The organism is Klebsiella planticola ATCC 33531 (genome assembly GCF_000735435.1).
Lineage (GTDB): Bacteria > Pseudomonadota > Gammaproteobacteria > Enterobacterales > Enterobacteriaceae > Klebsiella > Klebsiella planticola.
Genome location: NZ_JMPP01000035.1, coordinates 1 through 16,254 on the forward strand (window position 1 = coordinate 1; position 16,254 = coordinate 16,254).

Here is a 16,254-nt window from a genome sequence, read left to right on the forward strand (position 1 = left end):
TGCCGTACAGGCAGCTTAGAAATGGCAGAGACATTGTCCATGTCACTTTGTACTGTGCACTGCCGTACAGGCAGCTTAGAAAACGATGCCGCCTTCAAAGCTGGTTGTTTCGGTGTGCACTGCCGTACAGGCAGCTTAGAAATGTCAGGTCGCAAAATGCCTCATCAATACTGTGTGCACTGCCGTACAGGCAGCTTAGAAAAGACTCTACAGATATCACTGCTGACAGCATGAGTGCACTGCCGTACAGGCAGCTTAGAAAAAAAAGAGGCGCGGGACTTCCTCGACGCTGAAGTGCACTGCCGTACAGGCAGCTTAGAAAACTCCGCGCAGCAATGATCGTATTCTTACAGAGTGCACTGCCGTACAGGCAGCTTAGAAACCACGCAGTCCGTCATTACACCTTTTACACAGGTGCACTGCCGTACAGGCAGCTTAGAAATTAAAAACTTCATTTTCTCATGAAATTTTTGAGTGCACTGCCGTACAGGCAGCTTAGAAAGATGGATTCATCAAAGAAAAAAACTGGCGATGTGCACTGCCGTACAGGCAGCTTAGAAAATAACCCTACATGCGGATATAATGTGCAGTCAGTGCACTGCCGTACAGGCAGCTTAGAAACAAACCCCGATTGCTCGCGTTGTCACGGCGAGGTGCACTGCCGTACAGGCAGCTTAGAAAGTTGAAGCGAACATTAAAGCCGCTACAGTTGAGTGCACTGCCGTACAGGCAGCTTAGAAATTTGCAGGTCGGTTTTACCGGGCGCGTATTGAGTGCACTGCCGTACAGGCAGCTTAGAAAAAATCGCGTCCGTTATTATCCTTCGTGTTCATGTGCACTGCCGTACAGGCAGCTTAGAAATATATGCACAACGGGTTAATAGACAGCCTGCAGTGCACTGCCGTACAGGCAGCTTAGAAATCACGGGGAACAGTGAATGTATAGTTACTTAGGTGCACTGCCGTACAGGCAGCTTAGAAACATGTGATCCCGTTGATGTACGTTACGTCAACGTGCACTGCCGTACAGGCAGCTTAGAAAATGCAGGCTTGTCTTCTTCGCGGATCATCTCTGTGCACTGCCGTACAGGCAGCTTAGAAAGACCGAAGTTGAAGCGCAGGCCGAGGTTGATGGTGCACTGCCGTACAGGCAGCTTAGAAAAAGCACCCAGCGCAGTGCATCAGCGTAATCACGTGCACTGCCGTACAGGCAGCTTAGAAATGAATCCGATAAAGCCCGATGCCAGGCATAACGTGCACTGCCGTACAGGCAGCTTAGAAAGAATGCAATCGGGGTGGTGGTCACAACTGGCGGTGCACTGCCGTACAGGCAGCTTAGAAATCGATACTGACGGTTACTCAATTGACAGTATTGTGCACTGCCGTACAGGCAGCTTAGAAAGATAGCCGCCATGAAGATGGGCTTGCCGTCTTGTGCACTGCCGTACAGGCAGCTTAGAAAATAAAAAATTGGGTTTTGAGCCGAGAGGGAAAGTGCACTGCCGTACAGGCAGCTTAGAAAGTAATGGGCGATATGCATCAAAAAGTGTGTATGTGCACTGCCGTACAGGCAGCTTAGAAATACCCACGGCGAAGACGTGCAGTATTTTGTTGGTGCACTGCCGTACAGGCAGCTTAGAAATTTGCAAATCGTTGAAAATCATTGCAATACGTGTGCACTGCCGTACAGGCAGCTTAGAAATGCAACGAACACGGCCAACGAGTTACCACACTGTGCACTGCCGTACAGGCAGCTTAGAAATTTCAGCGCGGCAGGCAAAGGAGATGGGTTTGGTGCACTGCCGTACAGGCAGCTTAGAAATTGGTTCGAGGGCCAGTAGCAGTAACCGCTTCGTGCACTGCCGTACAGGCAGCTTAGAAAATCAGGAATCGCCGGAGAGTTGCCATCCTGATGTGCACTGCCGTACAGGCAGCTTAGAAATGTACAACGAACGAGTTAGCGAAGCAGAAAGCGTGCACTGCCGTACAGGCAGCTTAGAAAGGACTTCCCCGTCAGAATTCGTCACCGGATCGGTGCACTGCCGTACAGGCAGCTTAGAAAATCCATGGTGACTGTGAACCATTATTATTACAGTGCACTGCCGTACAGGCAGCCTGGGGTGTATTAACTAGCTTATTTTCAGAATAAATTGTGCTATTCACATATGGAGTACACACCGGGAAACCAGGCACGGACGAAAACAGTGATTCGAAAGGACCGCCTGCATGACGGTCCGCCATTTTCGTTTTATTAGTCAGCCATTCAACTTTTACTTCTGCAATACTTCAGCAAATTTCGCCAGCCATTGCGGATGCGCGGGCCAGGCAGGGGCGGTAACCAGGTTGCCGTCGACGTGTGCCTGATCGATATCAATGTCGGCATAATGCCCGCCGCTGAGCCGCACTTCCGGCGCGCAGGCCGGGTAGGCGCTACAGGTCCGGCCTTTCAGGATTCCGGCGGCGGCGAGGAGCTGCGGGCCGTGGCAGACGGCGGCAATGGGTTTGTGCACCGCGTCGAAGGCCTGAACCAGTTTAAGCACCTCATCATTCAAACGCAGATATTCCGGCGCTCGTCCACCCGGGATCAGCAGGGCATCATAATCCTGTTCTTTAACAGCGGCAAAGTCGGCGTTGAGGACAAAGCGGTGTCCGGGTTTCTCACTGTAGGTCTGGGCACCGTCAAAATCATGGATCGCCGTCATGATATAGTCGCCTTTGCTCTTATCCGGGCAAACTGCGTCAACCTGATGACCAATCATCTGCAAGGCTTGAAACGGTACCATGGTTTCGTAATCTTCGGCATAATCGCCGACCAGCATCAGTATTTTTTTGCTCATCTTGATTGTTCCTCAGGGAATAAAGATGCCTAAGGTATAGCCCAGGGGCGGAGGGAATGCGAACCGCAAATGGCGATGTGAGCACTGATACAGCGGCGTTTCCGCTTTTGGTCGGGATCGATTTTTGTAGAACATTAAGTGGTTCCGGTAACTGTTGCAGAGAAATGTGTAAAGACGTATCGAGATATCTGGCCAGTTTGGTAATTATCGCTGGTGAGAAATCGTATCGACCCACCTGCAGGAGAGCAGAACGATGTGGCATTAGCAAATGCGCTCCTGCTGTTGCACCTGGAATAGCTGACAGTAAATTTCTGACCAGAATATTTAATGGTTATGTCAGAAATAGCAGCATTATGTCGCGACTGGAGTAGTCTCTGTCAGATTGACTACCTGATAAGATGCAAACGCTTTTAGATCTACTTCAAAGGTATTTTTAATTTAAATTAAAATATAGAAAAACCTCAAATAAAGTGATTGATTTTAATTCAGGTGATTTTATTATTTAAAGAGCTAACTGTTTGACGGAAATCACATTTGCATGCAGGTATTTTCGTCAATATAAAGATTACATTACTATTTTGTGCAAAAGGTTTGCCATGCCTCCAAATACCATTACTCCCTCTGATTTGAAAACTATCCTTCATTCTAAACGCGCTAATATTTATTACCTTGAAAAATGCCGTGTACAGGTGAACGGTGGGCGGGTGGAGTATGTTACCCAAGAGGGCAAAGAATCTTTTTACTGGAACATCCCTATTGCCAATACGACTGCGGTGATGCTGGGGATGGGGACCTCCGTTACGCAAATGGCGATGCGGGAGTTTGCTCGCGCCGGGGTGATGGTTGGGTTTTGCGGAACGGATGGTACACCGCTGTATTCCGCAAACGAGGTGGATATCGATGTCTCATGGCTTAGCCCACAGAGCGAATACCGGCCGACCGCCTACCTGCAAAACTGGGTCTCGTTCTGGTTTAGTGAAGACAAACGATTACAGGCGGCAAAGCAGTTTCAGTTTATACGACTACAGCAAATCACCCGGCACTGGACGGGCGTACGAGCACAGCGAGAAAGTCCATTTCAACCAGATAAAGTGCTGCTACAACATATCCTCGAACGCGCCAGGCAGGCAATGGACGATGCGCCGGATCATACCACTCTGATGTTGCAGGAGGCACAGCTCACCAAATCGCTCTACAAGCTGGTCAGCCAGACCGTACGCTACGGAAGCTTTACGCGAGCTAAACGAGGAGACGGAACAGACCTGGCGAACCGCTTTCTCGATCAGGGTAATTATCTGGCTTATGGGCTGGCGGCTGTGGCGGCTTGGGTTACGGGTATTCCTCACGGTCTGGCGGTTATGCATGGTAAAACCCGGCGTGGTGGTTTGGTATTTGATATAGCAGATCTGATCAAAGATGCGCTGGTTATGCCGCAGGCGTTTGTCGCAGCCATGGAGGGTGAAGACCAACAGATGTTCCGCCAGCGATGTATCAATACCTTCCAGCAGGCGGATGCGCTGGATGTGATGATCAATACCTTGCAGGAGACCTCGCAATCACTCGCGGGAGGAGTGCAATGAATGTACTAATCATCTCCCGAAGTACCAAAAATGCGCGTGAAGAAAGCTGCCGGATTATCGATCAGTTTGCAGAACGCACCGGGGATGCCGCCTGGCAAACGACTATCACTCTGGAAGGCGTCAACACTCTGAGAAAATTGCTGCGTAAAACGGCGCGGCGTAATACGGCGGTTGCATGCCACTGGTTGAAGAAAAATGGACAAACTGAATTATTGTGGATAGTCGGCAACCTTCGTCGTTTTAATACACAGGGACGCGTGCCAACCAACCGCACGACGGCTGATGTCCTCAATAGCGGTGCAGAACATTACTGGCACAGCGCGGAAAGTATCGCTTTGCTGGCGGCCATTGCTGGGTTATTTCACGACTTTGGTAAAGCGGGAAAATGCTTTCAGCAGACTCTTAAGGGGAAAAGTAAGCACGTTTGTCAGCCTTATCGCCACGAGTGGATCTCTGTTCGCTTGTTCCAGGCATTCGTCGGTGAATGGGCCGATGCACAGTGGCTGGCGGCCCTGGAGCATCTGAAATCATCTGATGAAAAGATCATATTAGGTAGACTTGTCACCGATCTGCCGGATAAGCCTCGTGGTCGGTCTACAGATCCTGACAATCGGAATCCGCTCAGCACGTTACCGCCAATTGCCCGGACTGTCGCGTGGTTAATCCTTTCGCATCACCGTCTTCCTCAGTCGCTGTCATCGACACCGCAGCTGGAGTATTGCGAAGGCTGGATCGACAGACAACTCAATGTTGACTGGAATTCTCTGAACCACAAGAATCACCCTTGGGTAGATAGCGATTATAAAAATGTCTGGTTATTTCCTGACGGTACGCCGCTACAAAGTGCCATATGGTGCGAGAAAGCCAGACAGATAGGGCGGCGTGTTAAAAATTCCGTCTCATTGCAGCAATACGGCAAGTTGGATAACCTGTTTACCGCTCATCTGGCGCGTATGTCCTTGATGCTGGCTGACCATTTTTATTCCTCGCAAGCTCCTGAAATTACCTGGCAGGATACTCATTATAATGTGTGGGCCAACAGCGACCGTCAGACTAAACAGCTGAAACAAAAACTGGATGAGCACAATACGGGTGTTGCGCATCATGCATTGCTATTGGGGCGTTCTTTACCGCGATTACGCTGCTCGCTGCCGGCGATAGCGCGGCATAAAACTTTCCGCGAACGGGCAAAGGATGCACGTTTTGGCTGGCAAAACAGAGCATGGGACGTGGCATCGGCTTTACGCGAGCGCAGTGCAGTGCAGGGCTTTTTTGGCGTTAATATGGCCTCCACCGGCTGCGGTAAAACGTTCGCCAATGCCCGGATCATGTATGCACTAGCCGATGAACGAGAAGGCTGTCGCTTCAGCGTTGCGCTTGGACTACGAACGTTAACCTTGCAAACCGGGCAAGCGTTACAGTCTCGCCTGGGACTGGATGAGGACTCGCTGGCGGTGGTTACTGGCTCAGCTGCCGTGCGGGAGCTCTACGAGCAGAATAGTGACGCTCAGGATAATAATAGCGTCAGCGAGGAAGCGTTTTTCTCCAGCCACCAATATGTACATTACGAGGGGAGTATAGGTTACGGGATTGCACAGCAGTGGCTGGCCGCAGAGCCCGCCCTGAACCGCCTGGTCAGTGCGCCGGTCCTGGTGACGACTGTTGACCATCTGATGCCTGCGACCGAAGGCGTGCGTGGCGGCAGGCAGATCCCCGCGATGCTACGTTTGTTGACCAGCGATCTGGTACTGGATGAACCTGATGATTTCGACATCGACGATCTGCATGCTCTCTGCCGGCTGGTCAACTGGGCAGGGATGCTGGGATCGCGAGTATTGCTCTCATCCGCAACGCTGCCGCCCGCATTAATCGAGGCGTTGTTTGAAGCTTATCGAAAAGGACGGGAGGCGTATCAGTCGGCATGCGGCATTGCAGGCAAACAAGTGAATATCTGCTGCGCCTGGTTTGATGAATATGGCGCGCAGTCTCAGGATATTTCGGACGACGCTCTTTTTCGCCACGCACATGTGCAGTTTGTGGTCCGACGCGTCGCACATTTATTGCAGCAGCCACGGCTAAGGTTAGGGAAACTCGCGATCGTCGAGCCCGCAGCGACAACGAGTACGTCTGTGGTTTCTGCAGTCGCCGGGACTCTGTATCAGCAGATGCTGGGATTGCATCTGCAGCATCATACAGACCAACTAAATGGGAAGACGATATCATTTGGGCTGATAAGACTGGCGAATATTAACCCCCTGGTTGCCGTCGCACAGGCACTGATGGCAATACCTGCCCCGCAAAACTACTGTATCCACTATTGCGTTTATCATAGTCAACATCCGCTAGCTGTGCGTTCAGCCATTGAAAAGCGACTGGATCATGCATTTACTCGCCATGATCCGCAGGAGATTTGGCACTTGCCGGAGGTTAAAGAGGCGCTGGCATCGCCCAGGCAACACCACCTTTTTGTTGTGCTGGCCAGCCCTGTGATTGAAGTCGGCCGGGATTTTGATGCCGACTGGGGAATTATCGAGCCCAGTTCTATGCGTTCGCTGATCCAGTTTGCAGGACGAATTCAGCGTCATCGTCAGCAAGTCCCGGCCAGTGAAAATCTGGTCATCCTGAACCGCAATCTACGTGCGCTTCATGGTGAAAAGGTGGCGTATTGTCAGCCAGGTTTTGAAGCCGAATCCTATCGACTTCGCGAGCACGACTTACGAGAACTGCTGCCTGAAGCGGCTTACCGCACTATTAATGCAGTCCCACGCATTGTGGAGGACGTCCCTGATAACGCTCTCGCCGTACTGGAACATACCCGGCTGCGCGCCGCATTACTGGAGGGGGGAGATATATCCGCTGTGGCCGCCGCACTGTGGTGGCGTTTACCGATAACATGGAATGGTGAAATGCAGAAGCGCACCCCGTTTCGACGTGCATCTCCACAGGAATCTTTTTTTCTGACAATGAAAGAGGATGATGATGAAGCCGAATTTTGCCTGATGCAGGACGACGGCATGCTTAAGCCTTCTGAGCGGTTCGAACTCCATGAGTTTGTGATGGCGGAAGGCGTACAACCATGGTTTGAAATAGATTATCGGGAAGTGCTGCTTGAACTGGCGGAAACACGTCAGATGGAGCTTTCCAGCGTGTCACGTCGCTACGGAGAAATCACGTTAAGGGGTGGAGGAAAGTGGGACTCAATAGAAAAATGGCGATATCACCCGGTGTTGGGTGTGTTCAGGGAATATTTATAAATTTCCAGGAGCTGATATGTCTATAGAAGCATTGACCGCTTTTGTCGCAGACTACATTGCCGGCCGACGGCAAACGAAGCTGGAAGCGTTTGATAAAAAGGTTGCGAAGAGCGGCGGTGAGGATAACGCCTCTCTGGCGGCAGAGCGCCGCGAACTTGAGCTCAGCTATGAGCCAAAAACATGGATTACGGCTGCAGCGAAGCGCGCCAGGCAAATCAGCCGCGTGACTCATGCAGCAAAATTTACCCACGGAGATTCGAAAAGTAGCAGTATTTACAGCGAGACCCTGGTGAACGAAGGGTATCTCAACAGCGCTGCATTGCCGACACTGGAGACTGATGCGGTAGGAAACGCGGCTGTGTTTGATGTGGCTAAACTGCTGCAAACCTGTGTGGACGGCGATTCGCTGCTGTCGTGCCTGAATCGCAATGAACACCGACCGTTTGCTGCCTTTACCGATGATGCCGCACAACTGGATGAGTGGATTAGCGGATTTTCCTCCGCACTGAACACCGGTGAGCCGACTTCGCACAAGCTGGCGAAACAAAGCTATTTCCCGGTAAAGGAGGGTTATCATTTATTGAGCCCGCTGTTTGCAACTTCGCTTGTTCACGCTCTACACCAGAAAATGGTTGCGTTACGCTTTGGTGATGACGTTAAAGCTATCTGGAAGGCTCGACGTGAGAACACATGGCATCCGCGTCCGCTGGTACTGTTCCCGTATTCGGCAGAAATGCACTTTGGCGGTACCAAACCGCAGAATATCTCCTGGTTGAACAGCGTGCGTGGTGGGCGCGTCTGGCTGCTTTCCGCACAGCCACCACAGTGGAAGCGTGTAGACAAACCATCTGTCAATTTGCGATCTATTTTTACGCCTGGAGGTCAGTTTGACCGGCGAGCGGACGAGGTTATTCAGCTACTGGTCTCCCTGCTGACGAGAACGAGGGATTACAGTAACCACCGAATTCGACAGGCACGAGATGAGTATATTGATACGCTCATTGATCTTTTGTTTGTTGTTGCCGCAGACCTTCAACGACAGGAATGGCAGCATTGGACGCTACAGTGCCCAGATCTGAAAGGGCATCAACAATTGTGGCTCGATCCCTGGCGAACAAAAACCGATGAAATATTTCGGATTGAACGTGATAAAGGCGAGTGGCAGGACCGTGTGGCGGAGGATTTTGCATTGTGGTTAAACGCACGTCTGCGTAAAGCGTTACCGGAAGTCGGCGCTGCCGAGAAACGGGAATGGGAAACGCGTGAACGGCTACGAACTAATCTACGTGAACTTGAGAAAATCATACGGGAGGCGCTGAGATGAGTTCGCTGATCTTTCTTCGACGCATCCGGGTGGAAAATGCCAATGCGATTGCGGGCATCACCTGGGGCTTTCCGGCAATAACCCATTTTCTCGGTTTTACGCACGCCCTGTCACGTATGCTGACTCAAACCCATGAGCTACGGCTTGATGGTTGCGCGGTGGTCTGCCATGGACATCAAATTCATGCGCATACATCCGGCCGTGACTATCAGTTTGCGCAGACCCGTAATCCGCTGACCCGAGAAGGTAAAACGGCATCTTTTAACGAAGAAGGGCGGATGCATATGACGGTATCGCTACTTCTTGAGTGTCACGGTGAAATTCCCTACGGCGAATATGGTCAACAGGATCTGGCAGATTATCTGCTGGAAATTTGCCCGACTCTCAGGCTGGCTGGCGGAAGCATTGTCAGGATTGAGGATATTTCTGTACTGGATATGCCGGCGTCCGGAAGAGAGATGAGTCGCATACAGTGGCGGCTGATGCCTGGTTTTGTGCTGCGTGACCGTAGTGCCTGGCTGGGTGAACACCATCAGACGCTTTTGGCAGAGAACCCGCAAGCCACATTATTGGATGCCTGGCTCGATTTTGCCTCGCTGAAAATACAGGCAGAAAGTCCGGAAGAGGGCGAGATACACGAAGGCGATCCTGCTACGTGGCATCGCGTCCCCAAACCTCGCCCCGGGTATCTGGTCCCATTGATGACCGGATATCAGCGTATCTCTGAGCTGTATGCGCCCGGTGTTGTGGCGAACGCACGCGATGAGCAGACCCCCTTCGCTTTCACTGAGGCGGTCTACGGTATTGGCGAATGGTGCGGATTGCACCGGATTCATTCGTTGGAAGAGATCTTCTGGCGCTATCACACCACTGACACTGGTTATTACTGCCGGATTGCGGGCGCACCACTGGCGGTCGGGTAACACAAATAAAAGGATTAACACATGGCAAAGGCTCCAACTGTCGTAAAAACGGCTTCTGTACTGGCATTTGAACGCAAACTGGCAACGTCCGACGCGGTGATGTACTCCGGAAGCTGGCAGGGAAGCGGCTGGCAACCGATCCGTATTCAGGAGAAGGCTGTACGCGGTACAATTTCTAATCGCCTGAAAAACGCGATTACCAGCGATCAAACAAAGCTGAATACCGAAATTCAGAAAGCCAACCTGCAACTTGTGGATGTTGCCGCTCTCCCGGCCAATGCCGATACGCTACAGGTGAAATTCACCCTGCGCGTGCTTGGAAACCTCTCCATGCCATCCGTGTGTAACGATCGCACATATCAGGATGCGTTACAGAAAGTCATCGAGGGCTATATCAGCGAGCATGGTTTTTCGGAACTGGCTCGTCGGTATGCGACTAATCTGGCAAATGGGCGCTTTTTGTGGCGTAACCGCGTTGGTGCGGAAAAAATTACTGTTAAGGTAAAGGGCAGCCAGTCTTGGATCTTTGATGCATACAGCTATGCATTGCGTGACTTTACCGCCCAGGAGCAGGATGCAGAGCTGAGTTCGCTGACACAGGAGATTGAAAAAGGGCTGCGTGGCGATAGTTTTGTCTTGCTGGAGATCGAGGCGCAGGCGTTGTTAGGTTCAGGGCAGGAAGTTTTCCCTTCTCAGGAGCTGGTGCTGGACAGCAACAGCAGCAAGAGTCGTCTGTTGTATCAGGTTGATAACGTAGCGGGAATGCACTCACAGAAAATTGGTAATGCGCTGCGCACTATTGACACCTGGCATCCTCTGGCAGAGGAACTCGGGGCGATCGCCGTCGAACCTTACGGTTCGGTGACCAGCCGTGGCATCGCGTGCCGGCAGCCAGGAGATAAGATGGATTTTTATACCCTGCTGGATAACTGGGTAACGAAAGGCCAGAAACCGGATGTGGAGCAGCAGCACTTCGTGATGGCGATATTGATTCGCGGCGGCGTATTTGGCGAGAAGAGCGAATAAGGAGCCGTTATGGATCACTATCTGGAGATCCGCGTTCTTCCCGATCCTGAATTTGGGGAGGAGATGTTGATGGCGGCGCTGTTCGCTAAACTGCATCGCGCCCTGGCGGAAAGAGGCAAGGGCGATATTGGCGTGAGCTTCCCTTTACACGATGTGAAACCCGGCACAAGCCTGCGTTTGCACGGAAGCGCAAAGGCGTTGTGCGAACTGGAATCGCTATCATGGCGCAGAGGACTAGGCGATTACTGCCAGTGTACGGAGGTGATACCCGTACCTGAAGTCAAAGGCTGGCGTAGCGTGAGTCGTATACAGGTAAAAAGCAGCCCTTCGCGGCTATTGCGGCGTTCGGTGAAAAAGGGTTGGTTGACGGAGGAGGAAGCACTGCAGAGGTTACTCACTATGCAGCAAGAGCAGACGGATTTGCCTTGGATTAATTTGCGCAGTCTTTCGAACGGGCAACCGTTCCGTTTGTTTATCCGCCATGGCGATATTCTTGCCGTTCCTGTTGGGGGGGAGTTTTCAAACTATGGGTTAAGTTCGACGGCAACGGTGCCGTGGTTTTGAGATCGACAACCGACGCCCGTTTTTAGGGGGTCGGTTCTCGACATTTTGTCCACTCAAGAATATAACCCTGAGCTCTGACGGGTAATCCTCGGTTTTGCAACTCATCAGTTGCGTATCCCGATTCGTCGTTAACCCCATATAGCACCATAAGTATGACCCGGTCTTTTTTACTGTATACCTATTGGACCCTTTTATTTTCTCTGGTTGTAACTTACTGATTTTTATTAAGAGTAATGGTAAGGCTAAAAAAAGGTGCAATGAGTGATTTTTGAGTATTTTGCATATAAAACAAATTGTTGAGTTGACATCGCCTCAGTGCACTGCCGTACAGGCAGCTTAGAAAGAATACCTGAGCACGATACAGCCGGACGTCATTGTGCACTGCCGTACAGGCAGCTTAGAAATGTGAGAAGGAAATTAGGCTGCGTAGCCATCCGTGCACTGCCGTACAGGCAGCTTAGAAATACTGCCCCAGGCATCCCTGATCTGTTCTTCCGTGCACTGCCGTACAGGCAGCTTAGAAAGGACAAATGGTCGCAGCCCGTCTAAATCAAACGTGCACTGCCGTACAGGCAGCTTAGAAAGTTTCAATGGCCAGACGGAGCATCAGGTGTGGGTGCACTGCCGTACAGGCAGCTTAGAAATCGTCAAATTTTCCCATCAGTTCGGTTTCAATGTGCACTGCCGTACAGGCAGCTTAGAAATCCATCGCGGTGTATTTCTGAATTAACGGGTCGTGCACTGCCGTACAGGCAGCTTAGAAAAGACGCGCACCGGTTATCAGCGGCAATGATGCGTGCACTGCCGTACAGGCAGCTTAGAAAGAGTTGGTCATGCAGTATGACGATCTGCGCCAGTGCACTGCCGTACAGGCAGCTTAGAAAAACCAGGCAGGATTACACTCATGTCATGACAGGTGCACTGCCGTACAGGCAGCTTAGAAATAGCAGAGAACCTGATTTGTTATATAAATCAGGTGCACTGCCGTACAGGCAGCTTAGAAAATATCCGTGGAAGCAATCAGGCTTTCCTCTGTGTGCACTGCCGTACAGGCAGCTTAGAAAATCGACTCAATCAAACAAGAAATGGTGTTACTGTGCACTGCCGTACAGGCAGCTTAGAAATGGCTGATGCAGGCGCAATTGCCTTAAAAAAGGTGCCCTGCCGTACAGGCAGCTTAGAAAAGAATGCACCGCCCAAGCGATGATGATGAGAAGTGCACTGCCGTACAGGCAGCTTAGAAAGTAGTCAAACACGCAGGTGCAGAGCCGCCAGAGTGCACTGCCGTACAGGCAGCTTAGAAAAGTAATTCCGGTGATGCTGCAATCAGAGCCATGTGCACTGCCGTACAGTCAGCTTAGAAAATAGCGCAGGGTCTACAGGCTGCAAGTCCTCATTACTGTAGGCATTATTGATGATGATTAGCGCGTTTTATATTGCTGCCCGGCCCCGTCAGGACAATAATCGCCCATAAGGATGTCTCCTTTCTGAATACAGGCCGCCATGATCATAAAAATCGTTTGTCTGAGCCTTCTTTGCATCATCCTGCTCTCCCTTGGCGCCAGCCTGGCCCAGGCGATGTATCAGCGGGAGCTACGCTCGCAGGAAGGCTGGTGGTCCGCCCGTCGTGACTCAGCTGGCCTGGCGCCTGACCCCCAGCAAAACGCCCGCCTGGCCATTGTGCAGGTCTACGCTGCGCCGACCTGGGGATGGAAAGGTGTGGTGGCGGTGCATCCCTGGATTATCTATAAACGAGCCGGGGAAACGGAATATAACCGCTATGAAGTGATTAGCTGGGGAGGCGGGGAGAAGGTGCGCCATAATAGCAATCCGCCGGATGGCTACTGGTTCGGCGCGAAACCTCGTTTACTGGTAGAGCACCGGGGAGCGGAGGCCGAGGCTATGATCCCGCAGATTGTTGCGGCAATTGCCTCCTATCCGTGGCCGGATACTTATCACGCCTGGCCAGGCCCTAACAGTAATACCTTTCTGGCCCATATTGGACGCGAGGTGCCCGCGCTCAAACTGGATCTGCCCGCCAACGCGGTGGGGAAAGATTTTCGCTCGCTGCTGAATCCCATTGGTCTACCGCCCTCCGGGCGCGGGGTCCAGGTGTCGGTGCTGGGTATCGCCGGCGTAACGCTGGGGGCTGAAGAGGGATTTGAACTCAATATGCTGGGGCTGAACGTCGGCCTGGATTTCACACCGCTACGTATCCGTCTGCCGTTTATTGGCGGGCTGGGCCATAACAATTTGCCTGTTGACGCAGCGGAACACTCGCGGTAAATGGCATCGCGCCTCTCCTGCAGTTAAGCCAACATGGCTTATAGCCTCTGCACATTTCTCCTCCATGTGGCCGGAAAGGTCGATATTGGCATTTTAATTGTTATGTTATAACATAACAATTAAATACTGTGGCCATGCTTAGCAGGCCGAAACCAGTGTACCAATGACAAATGAAGTACGAGGAGATAAAAGACAATGTCCGGAACCAGCGTAGCAACACAGGGCGACAAGCGCCTACCGGTGACCGTTCTGTCCGGTTTTCTGGGGGCCGGGAAAACGACCCTGCTCAACCATATTCTGCACAACCGGGAGGGCAGGCGCGTTGCGGTTATCGTCAATGATATGTCGGAGGTCAATATTGATGCCGCTCTGGTCAGGGAAGGGGGCGCTGAACTTTCACGTACCGATGAAAAACTGGTTGAAATGAGTAACGGCTGCATCTGCTGCACCCTGCGGGAAGATCTCCTGCTGGAAGTTAATCGCCTGGCGAAGGAAGGGCGCTTTGATCAACTGGTTATCGAGTCTACCGGGATTTCTGAACCGCTTCCGGTTGCTGAAACCTTTACCTTCGCCGGCGATGACGGGCAAAGTCTTTCAACCGTGGCGCGTCTTGATACCATGGTTACCGTCGTGGACGCCTTCAATTTTTTGCGGGATTATGACTCTGCGGATAGCATCCGCTCACGCGGGGAATCACTGGGCGAAGGTGATGAGCGCAGCGTGGTCGATTTGCTCATTGAGCAGATTGAATTCTGCGATGTGCTGGTCCTGAACAAAGTCGATCTGATCGATGACGGGCAACAAGAAAAGCTGATGGCTATTTTGCGTTCGCTTAATCCGCGGGCAAAAATGGTGGTCTCCCGGTTTGGTCAGGTCGCGCTGGATAAGGTGCTGAATACCGGACTGTTTGATTTTGATAATGCCGCACAGGCACCGGGCTGGCTGAAGGAACTGCGCGGCGAACATACGCCGGAAACAGAGGAGTATGGGATTAGCAGCTTCGTATTTCGCGCCCGTCGGCCTTTCCATCCGGCTCGATTCTGCCAGGTGATGGCGCATGAACTGGCTGGTGTGGTCAGATCGAAAGGGTATTTTTGGTTGGCCAGTCGTGCGGAATTTGCCGGTGCCTGGTCACAGGCGGGTGGCGTGGCGCGTCAGGAACTGGGGGGAAGGTGGTGGGCAAGTGTCCCCAGAGAACGTTGGCCTGAGGATGATGAGTCGTTGAAATTTATTTTGGCAAACTGGATGGATGGCGTGGGCGATGCCCGGCAGGAACTGGTGTTTATCGGAATGAATATGGATGAATCAGCGCTGCGCGCCCGGCTGGCTTCCGCTTTGCTTACGGACGAAGAAATGGCGGAAGGTCCGGGCGAATGGCGTCACTATCCCGACCCGCTTGCGCCCTGGTTTGCCGCATGAGTCAACGGAAGAGACCCGATAAAAGCCGGCCCTTCATCTCGTTGCAATAGCTCTGCAGCTAAAAACGCGTGTGCGGGACTGTTTGATGCTGCGTGGCAAGCTGGCGTTAATTCCTGTTACAGGAACCGCATGGATAAGCGCAAAGGGAAGAACGGGTATTATACCGGGAGAAATGTGCGAAATTCACGCACCGTTCGATAACCTACAGATTGTTGCTGATGTCTGTGGAATAAAGAATGGTGCGTCCGAGTGGACTCGAACCACCGACCCCCACCATGTCAAGGTGGTGCTCTAACCAACTGAGCTACGGACGCATTATGGTGCGTTTAATTGGACTCGAACCAACGACCCCCACCATGTCAAGGTGGTGCTCTAACCAACTGAGCTATAAACGCATTATGGTGCGTTCAATTGGACTCGAACCAACGACCCCCACCATGTCAAGGTGGTGCTCTAACCAACTGAGCTATGAACGCAATGTTGTGGTGACAACGGGGACGCATATTAGCGATCGGATGGGGTTGTGGCAAGAGGCAAACGTCACTTTTCTTTCAGATCTCACGCGATTGCGGAAGTTTTACGCATATTGTTCATATTTTACTGATGCTAAAGGATATTTCTTATCCAGCTGCCTTTGTCTCGCTGCGGCGTCGTTCCTGACGCGGCGCGAAGCGAGGCGTGGCGAAGTTGCCGGAAGAGAGAATGAGTGATTTGTCAGACGAACGGTGCAAGAGGCGTCGCAGACGCTGGTACCGGAAAGGTGTGATTACCTGAAAATAAGGCGAAGGGTAAAAAGCGCGCAGAGGACTAACAGGATCAGAATAAGCTCAAAACGATAGCGTTGCAGCATAGTGGCTTCCTGAAATAAAACCGGCGCTGAAGCAGCGCCGGTTTATGATTAACTCAACTTAGCGGAAGAATTAAGCAGCCGGTTGTGCAGCCGGTTTAGCGGCCTGATGTTTAGTGGTTTTGTGGTGTTTTTTTGCTGCCTGAGCTTTCTGCGCTACAGGTTTAGCCGCGGCTTTGTGGTGCTTTTTCGCTG

10 protein-coding genes, 3 tRNA genes, 1 pseudogene and 2 CRISPR repeat arrays are annotated in these 16,254 nt (G+C 51.9%); of the genes and pseudogenes, 8 read left to right on the forward strand and 6 right to left on the reverse strand.

The annotated features are described in order from the left end of the window. Nucleotides 1-54: 54 nt before the first annotated feature. A CRISPR array of direct repeats spans nt 55-2,121; the repeat unit is 28 nt; unit sequence GTGCACTGCCGTACAGGCAGCTTAGAAA. Between the two features lie 148 nt (nt 2,122-2,269). After that, nucleotides 2,270-2,836 (reverse strand): DJ-1/PfpI family protein, encoded by a 567-nt coding sequence (locus GRPL_RS10155; protein WP_032699656.1) that lies wholly within the window; start codon nt 2,834-2,836, stop codon nt 2,270-2,272. 596 nt (nt 2,837-3,432) lie between these two features. Between GRPL_RS10155 and cas1f the strand changes: the two genes are divergently transcribed. The 8 genes from cas1f (at nt 3,433) to zigA (ending at nt 15,212) form a co-directional block, all read left to right on the forward strand. Next, nucleotides 3,433-4,416 (forward strand): type I-F CRISPR-associated endonuclease Cas1f, encoded by a 984-nt coding sequence (gene cas1f, locus GRPL_RS10150; RefSeq protein ID WP_032699658.1) that lies wholly within the window; start codon nt 3,433-3,435, stop codon nt 4,414-4,416. Further along, nucleotides 4,413-7,670, forward strand: a complete 3,258-nt coding sequence (gene cas3f, locus GRPL_RS10145) for a type I-F CRISPR-associated helicase Cas3f (protein WP_032699660.1) — start codon at nt 4,413-4,415, stop codon at nt 7,668-7,670. Before cas1f ends, cas3f begins: the two co-directional genes overlap by 4 nt. Before the next feature lie 16 nt (nt 7,671-7,686). Further along, the gene (csy1, locus tag GRPL_RS10140; RefSeq protein ID WP_032699662.1) at nt 7,687-8,994 is read left to right on the forward strand and encodes a type I-F CRISPR-associated protein Csy1; all 1,308 of its coding nucleotides are present in this window, start codon (nt 7,687-7,689) and stop codon (nt 8,992-8,994) included. Continuing rightward, nucleotides 8,991-9,917, forward strand: a complete 927-nt coding sequence (csy2, locus tag GRPL_RS10135; RefSeq protein WP_032699664.1) for a type I-F CRISPR-associated protein Csy2 — start codon at nt 8,991-8,993, stop codon at nt 9,915-9,917. The genes csy1 and csy2 overlap by 4 nt, the downstream gene beginning before the upstream one ends. A 21-nt stretch (nt 9,918-9,938) precedes the next feature. Continuing rightward, nucleotides 9,939-10,943, forward strand: coding sequence for a type I-F CRISPR-associated protein Csy3 (csy3, locus tag GRPL_RS10130; protein WP_032699666.1), 1,005 nt, complete (start codon nt 9,939-9,941; stop codon nt 10,941-10,943). 9 nt (nt 10,944-10,952) lie between these two features. Further along, the gene (cas6f, locus tag GRPL_RS10125; RefSeq protein WP_032699668.1) at nt 10,953-11,507 is read left to right on the forward strand and encodes a type I-F CRISPR-associated endoribonuclease Cas6/Csy4; all 555 of its coding nucleotides are present in this window, start codon (nt 10,953-10,955) and stop codon (nt 11,505-11,507) included. Between the two features lie 315 nt (nt 11,508-11,822). Then, nucleotides 11,823-12,871: direct repeats of the CRISPR family, unit length 28 nt; unit sequence GTGCACTGCCGTACAGGCAGCTTAGAAA. 139 nt (nt 12,872-13,010) lie between these two features. Beyond that, nucleotides 13,011-13,793: a DUF3750 domain-containing protein gene (locus tag GRPL_RS10120; RefSeq protein ID WP_032699670.1), complete on the forward strand. Its 783-nt coding sequence runs from the start codon at nt 13,011-13,013 to the stop codon at nt 13,791-13,793. 195 nt (nt 13,794-13,988) lie between these two features. Next, a complete protein-coding gene (gene zigA, locus GRPL_RS10115; protein ID WP_032699672.1) occupies nt 13,989-15,212 on the forward strand; it encodes a zinc metallochaperone GTPase ZigA in 1,224 nt (407 codons plus the stop codon). 237 nt (nt 15,213-15,449) lie between these two features. Here zigA and GRPL_RS10110 read toward each other — a convergent pair. From GRPL_RS10110 to GRPL_RS26960, 5 genes and pseudogenes are all read right to left on the reverse strand, one after another. After that, nucleotides 15,450-15,526, reverse strand: a tRNA-Val gene (locus tag GRPL_RS10110). A 4-nt stretch (nt 15,527-15,530) separates the two neighbouring features. Next, nucleotides 15,531-15,607 (reverse strand) — tRNA-Val (locus GRPL_RS10105). Between the two features lie 4 nt (nt 15,608-15,611). Further along, nucleotides 15,612-15,688: transfer RNA gene (locus tag GRPL_RS10100), tRNA-Val, on the reverse strand. A gap of 290 nt (nt 15,689-15,978) precedes the next feature. Then, the gene (gene ydgU / locus GRPL_RS28660; RefSeq protein WP_099130681.1) at nt 15,979-16,062 is read right to left on the reverse strand and encodes a small membrane protein YdgU; all 84 of its coding nucleotides are present in this window, start codon (nt 16,060-16,062) and stop codon (nt 15,979-15,981) included. A gap of 70 nt (nt 16,063-16,132) precedes the next feature. Further along, nucleotides 16,133-16,254: pseudogene (locus GRPL_RS26960) on the reverse strand (acid resistance repetitive basic protein Asr); the annotation flags it as partial.

What these genes read in the sequence shown, in the direction of transcription:
- GRPL_RS10155 (WP_032699656.1), bottom strand. Translation starts at nt 2,836, where the DNA reads ATGAGCAAAAAAATACTGATGCTGGTCGGCGATTATGCCGAAGATTAC.
- cas1f (WP_032699658.1), top strand. Translation starts at nt 3,433, where the DNA reads ATGCCTCCAAATACCATTACTCCCTCTGATTTGAAAACTATCCTTCAT.
- cas3f (WP_032699660.1), top strand. Translation starts at nt 4,413, where the DNA reads ATGAATGTACTAATCATCTCCCGAAGTACCAAAAATGCGCGTGAAGAA.
- csy1 (WP_032699662.1), top strand. Translation starts at nt 7,687, where the DNA reads ATGTCTATAGAAGCATTGACCGCTTTTGTCGCAGACTACATTGCCGGC.
- csy2 (WP_032699664.1), top strand. Translation starts at nt 8,991, where the DNA reads ATGAGTTCGCTGATCTTTCTTCGACGCATCCGGGTGGAAAATGCCAAT.
- csy3 (WP_032699666.1), top strand. Translation starts at nt 9,939, where the DNA reads ATGGCAAAGGCTCCAACTGTCGTAAAAACGGCTTCTGTACTGGCATTT.
- cas6f (WP_032699668.1), top strand. Translation starts at nt 10,953, where the DNA reads ATGGATCACTATCTGGAGATCCGCGTTCTTCCCGATCCTGAATTTGGG.
- GRPL_RS10120 (WP_032699670.1), top strand. Translation starts at nt 13,011, where the DNA reads ATGATCATAAAAATCGTTTGTCTGAGCCTTCTTTGCATCATCCTGCTC.
- zigA (WP_032699672.1), top strand. Translation starts at nt 13,989, where the DNA reads ATGTCCGGAACCAGCGTAGCAACACAGGGCGACAAGCGCCTACCGGTG.
- ydgU (WP_099130681.1), bottom strand. Translation starts at nt 16,062, where the DNA reads ATGCTGCAACGCTATCGTTTTGAGCTTATTCTGATCCTGTTAGTCCTC.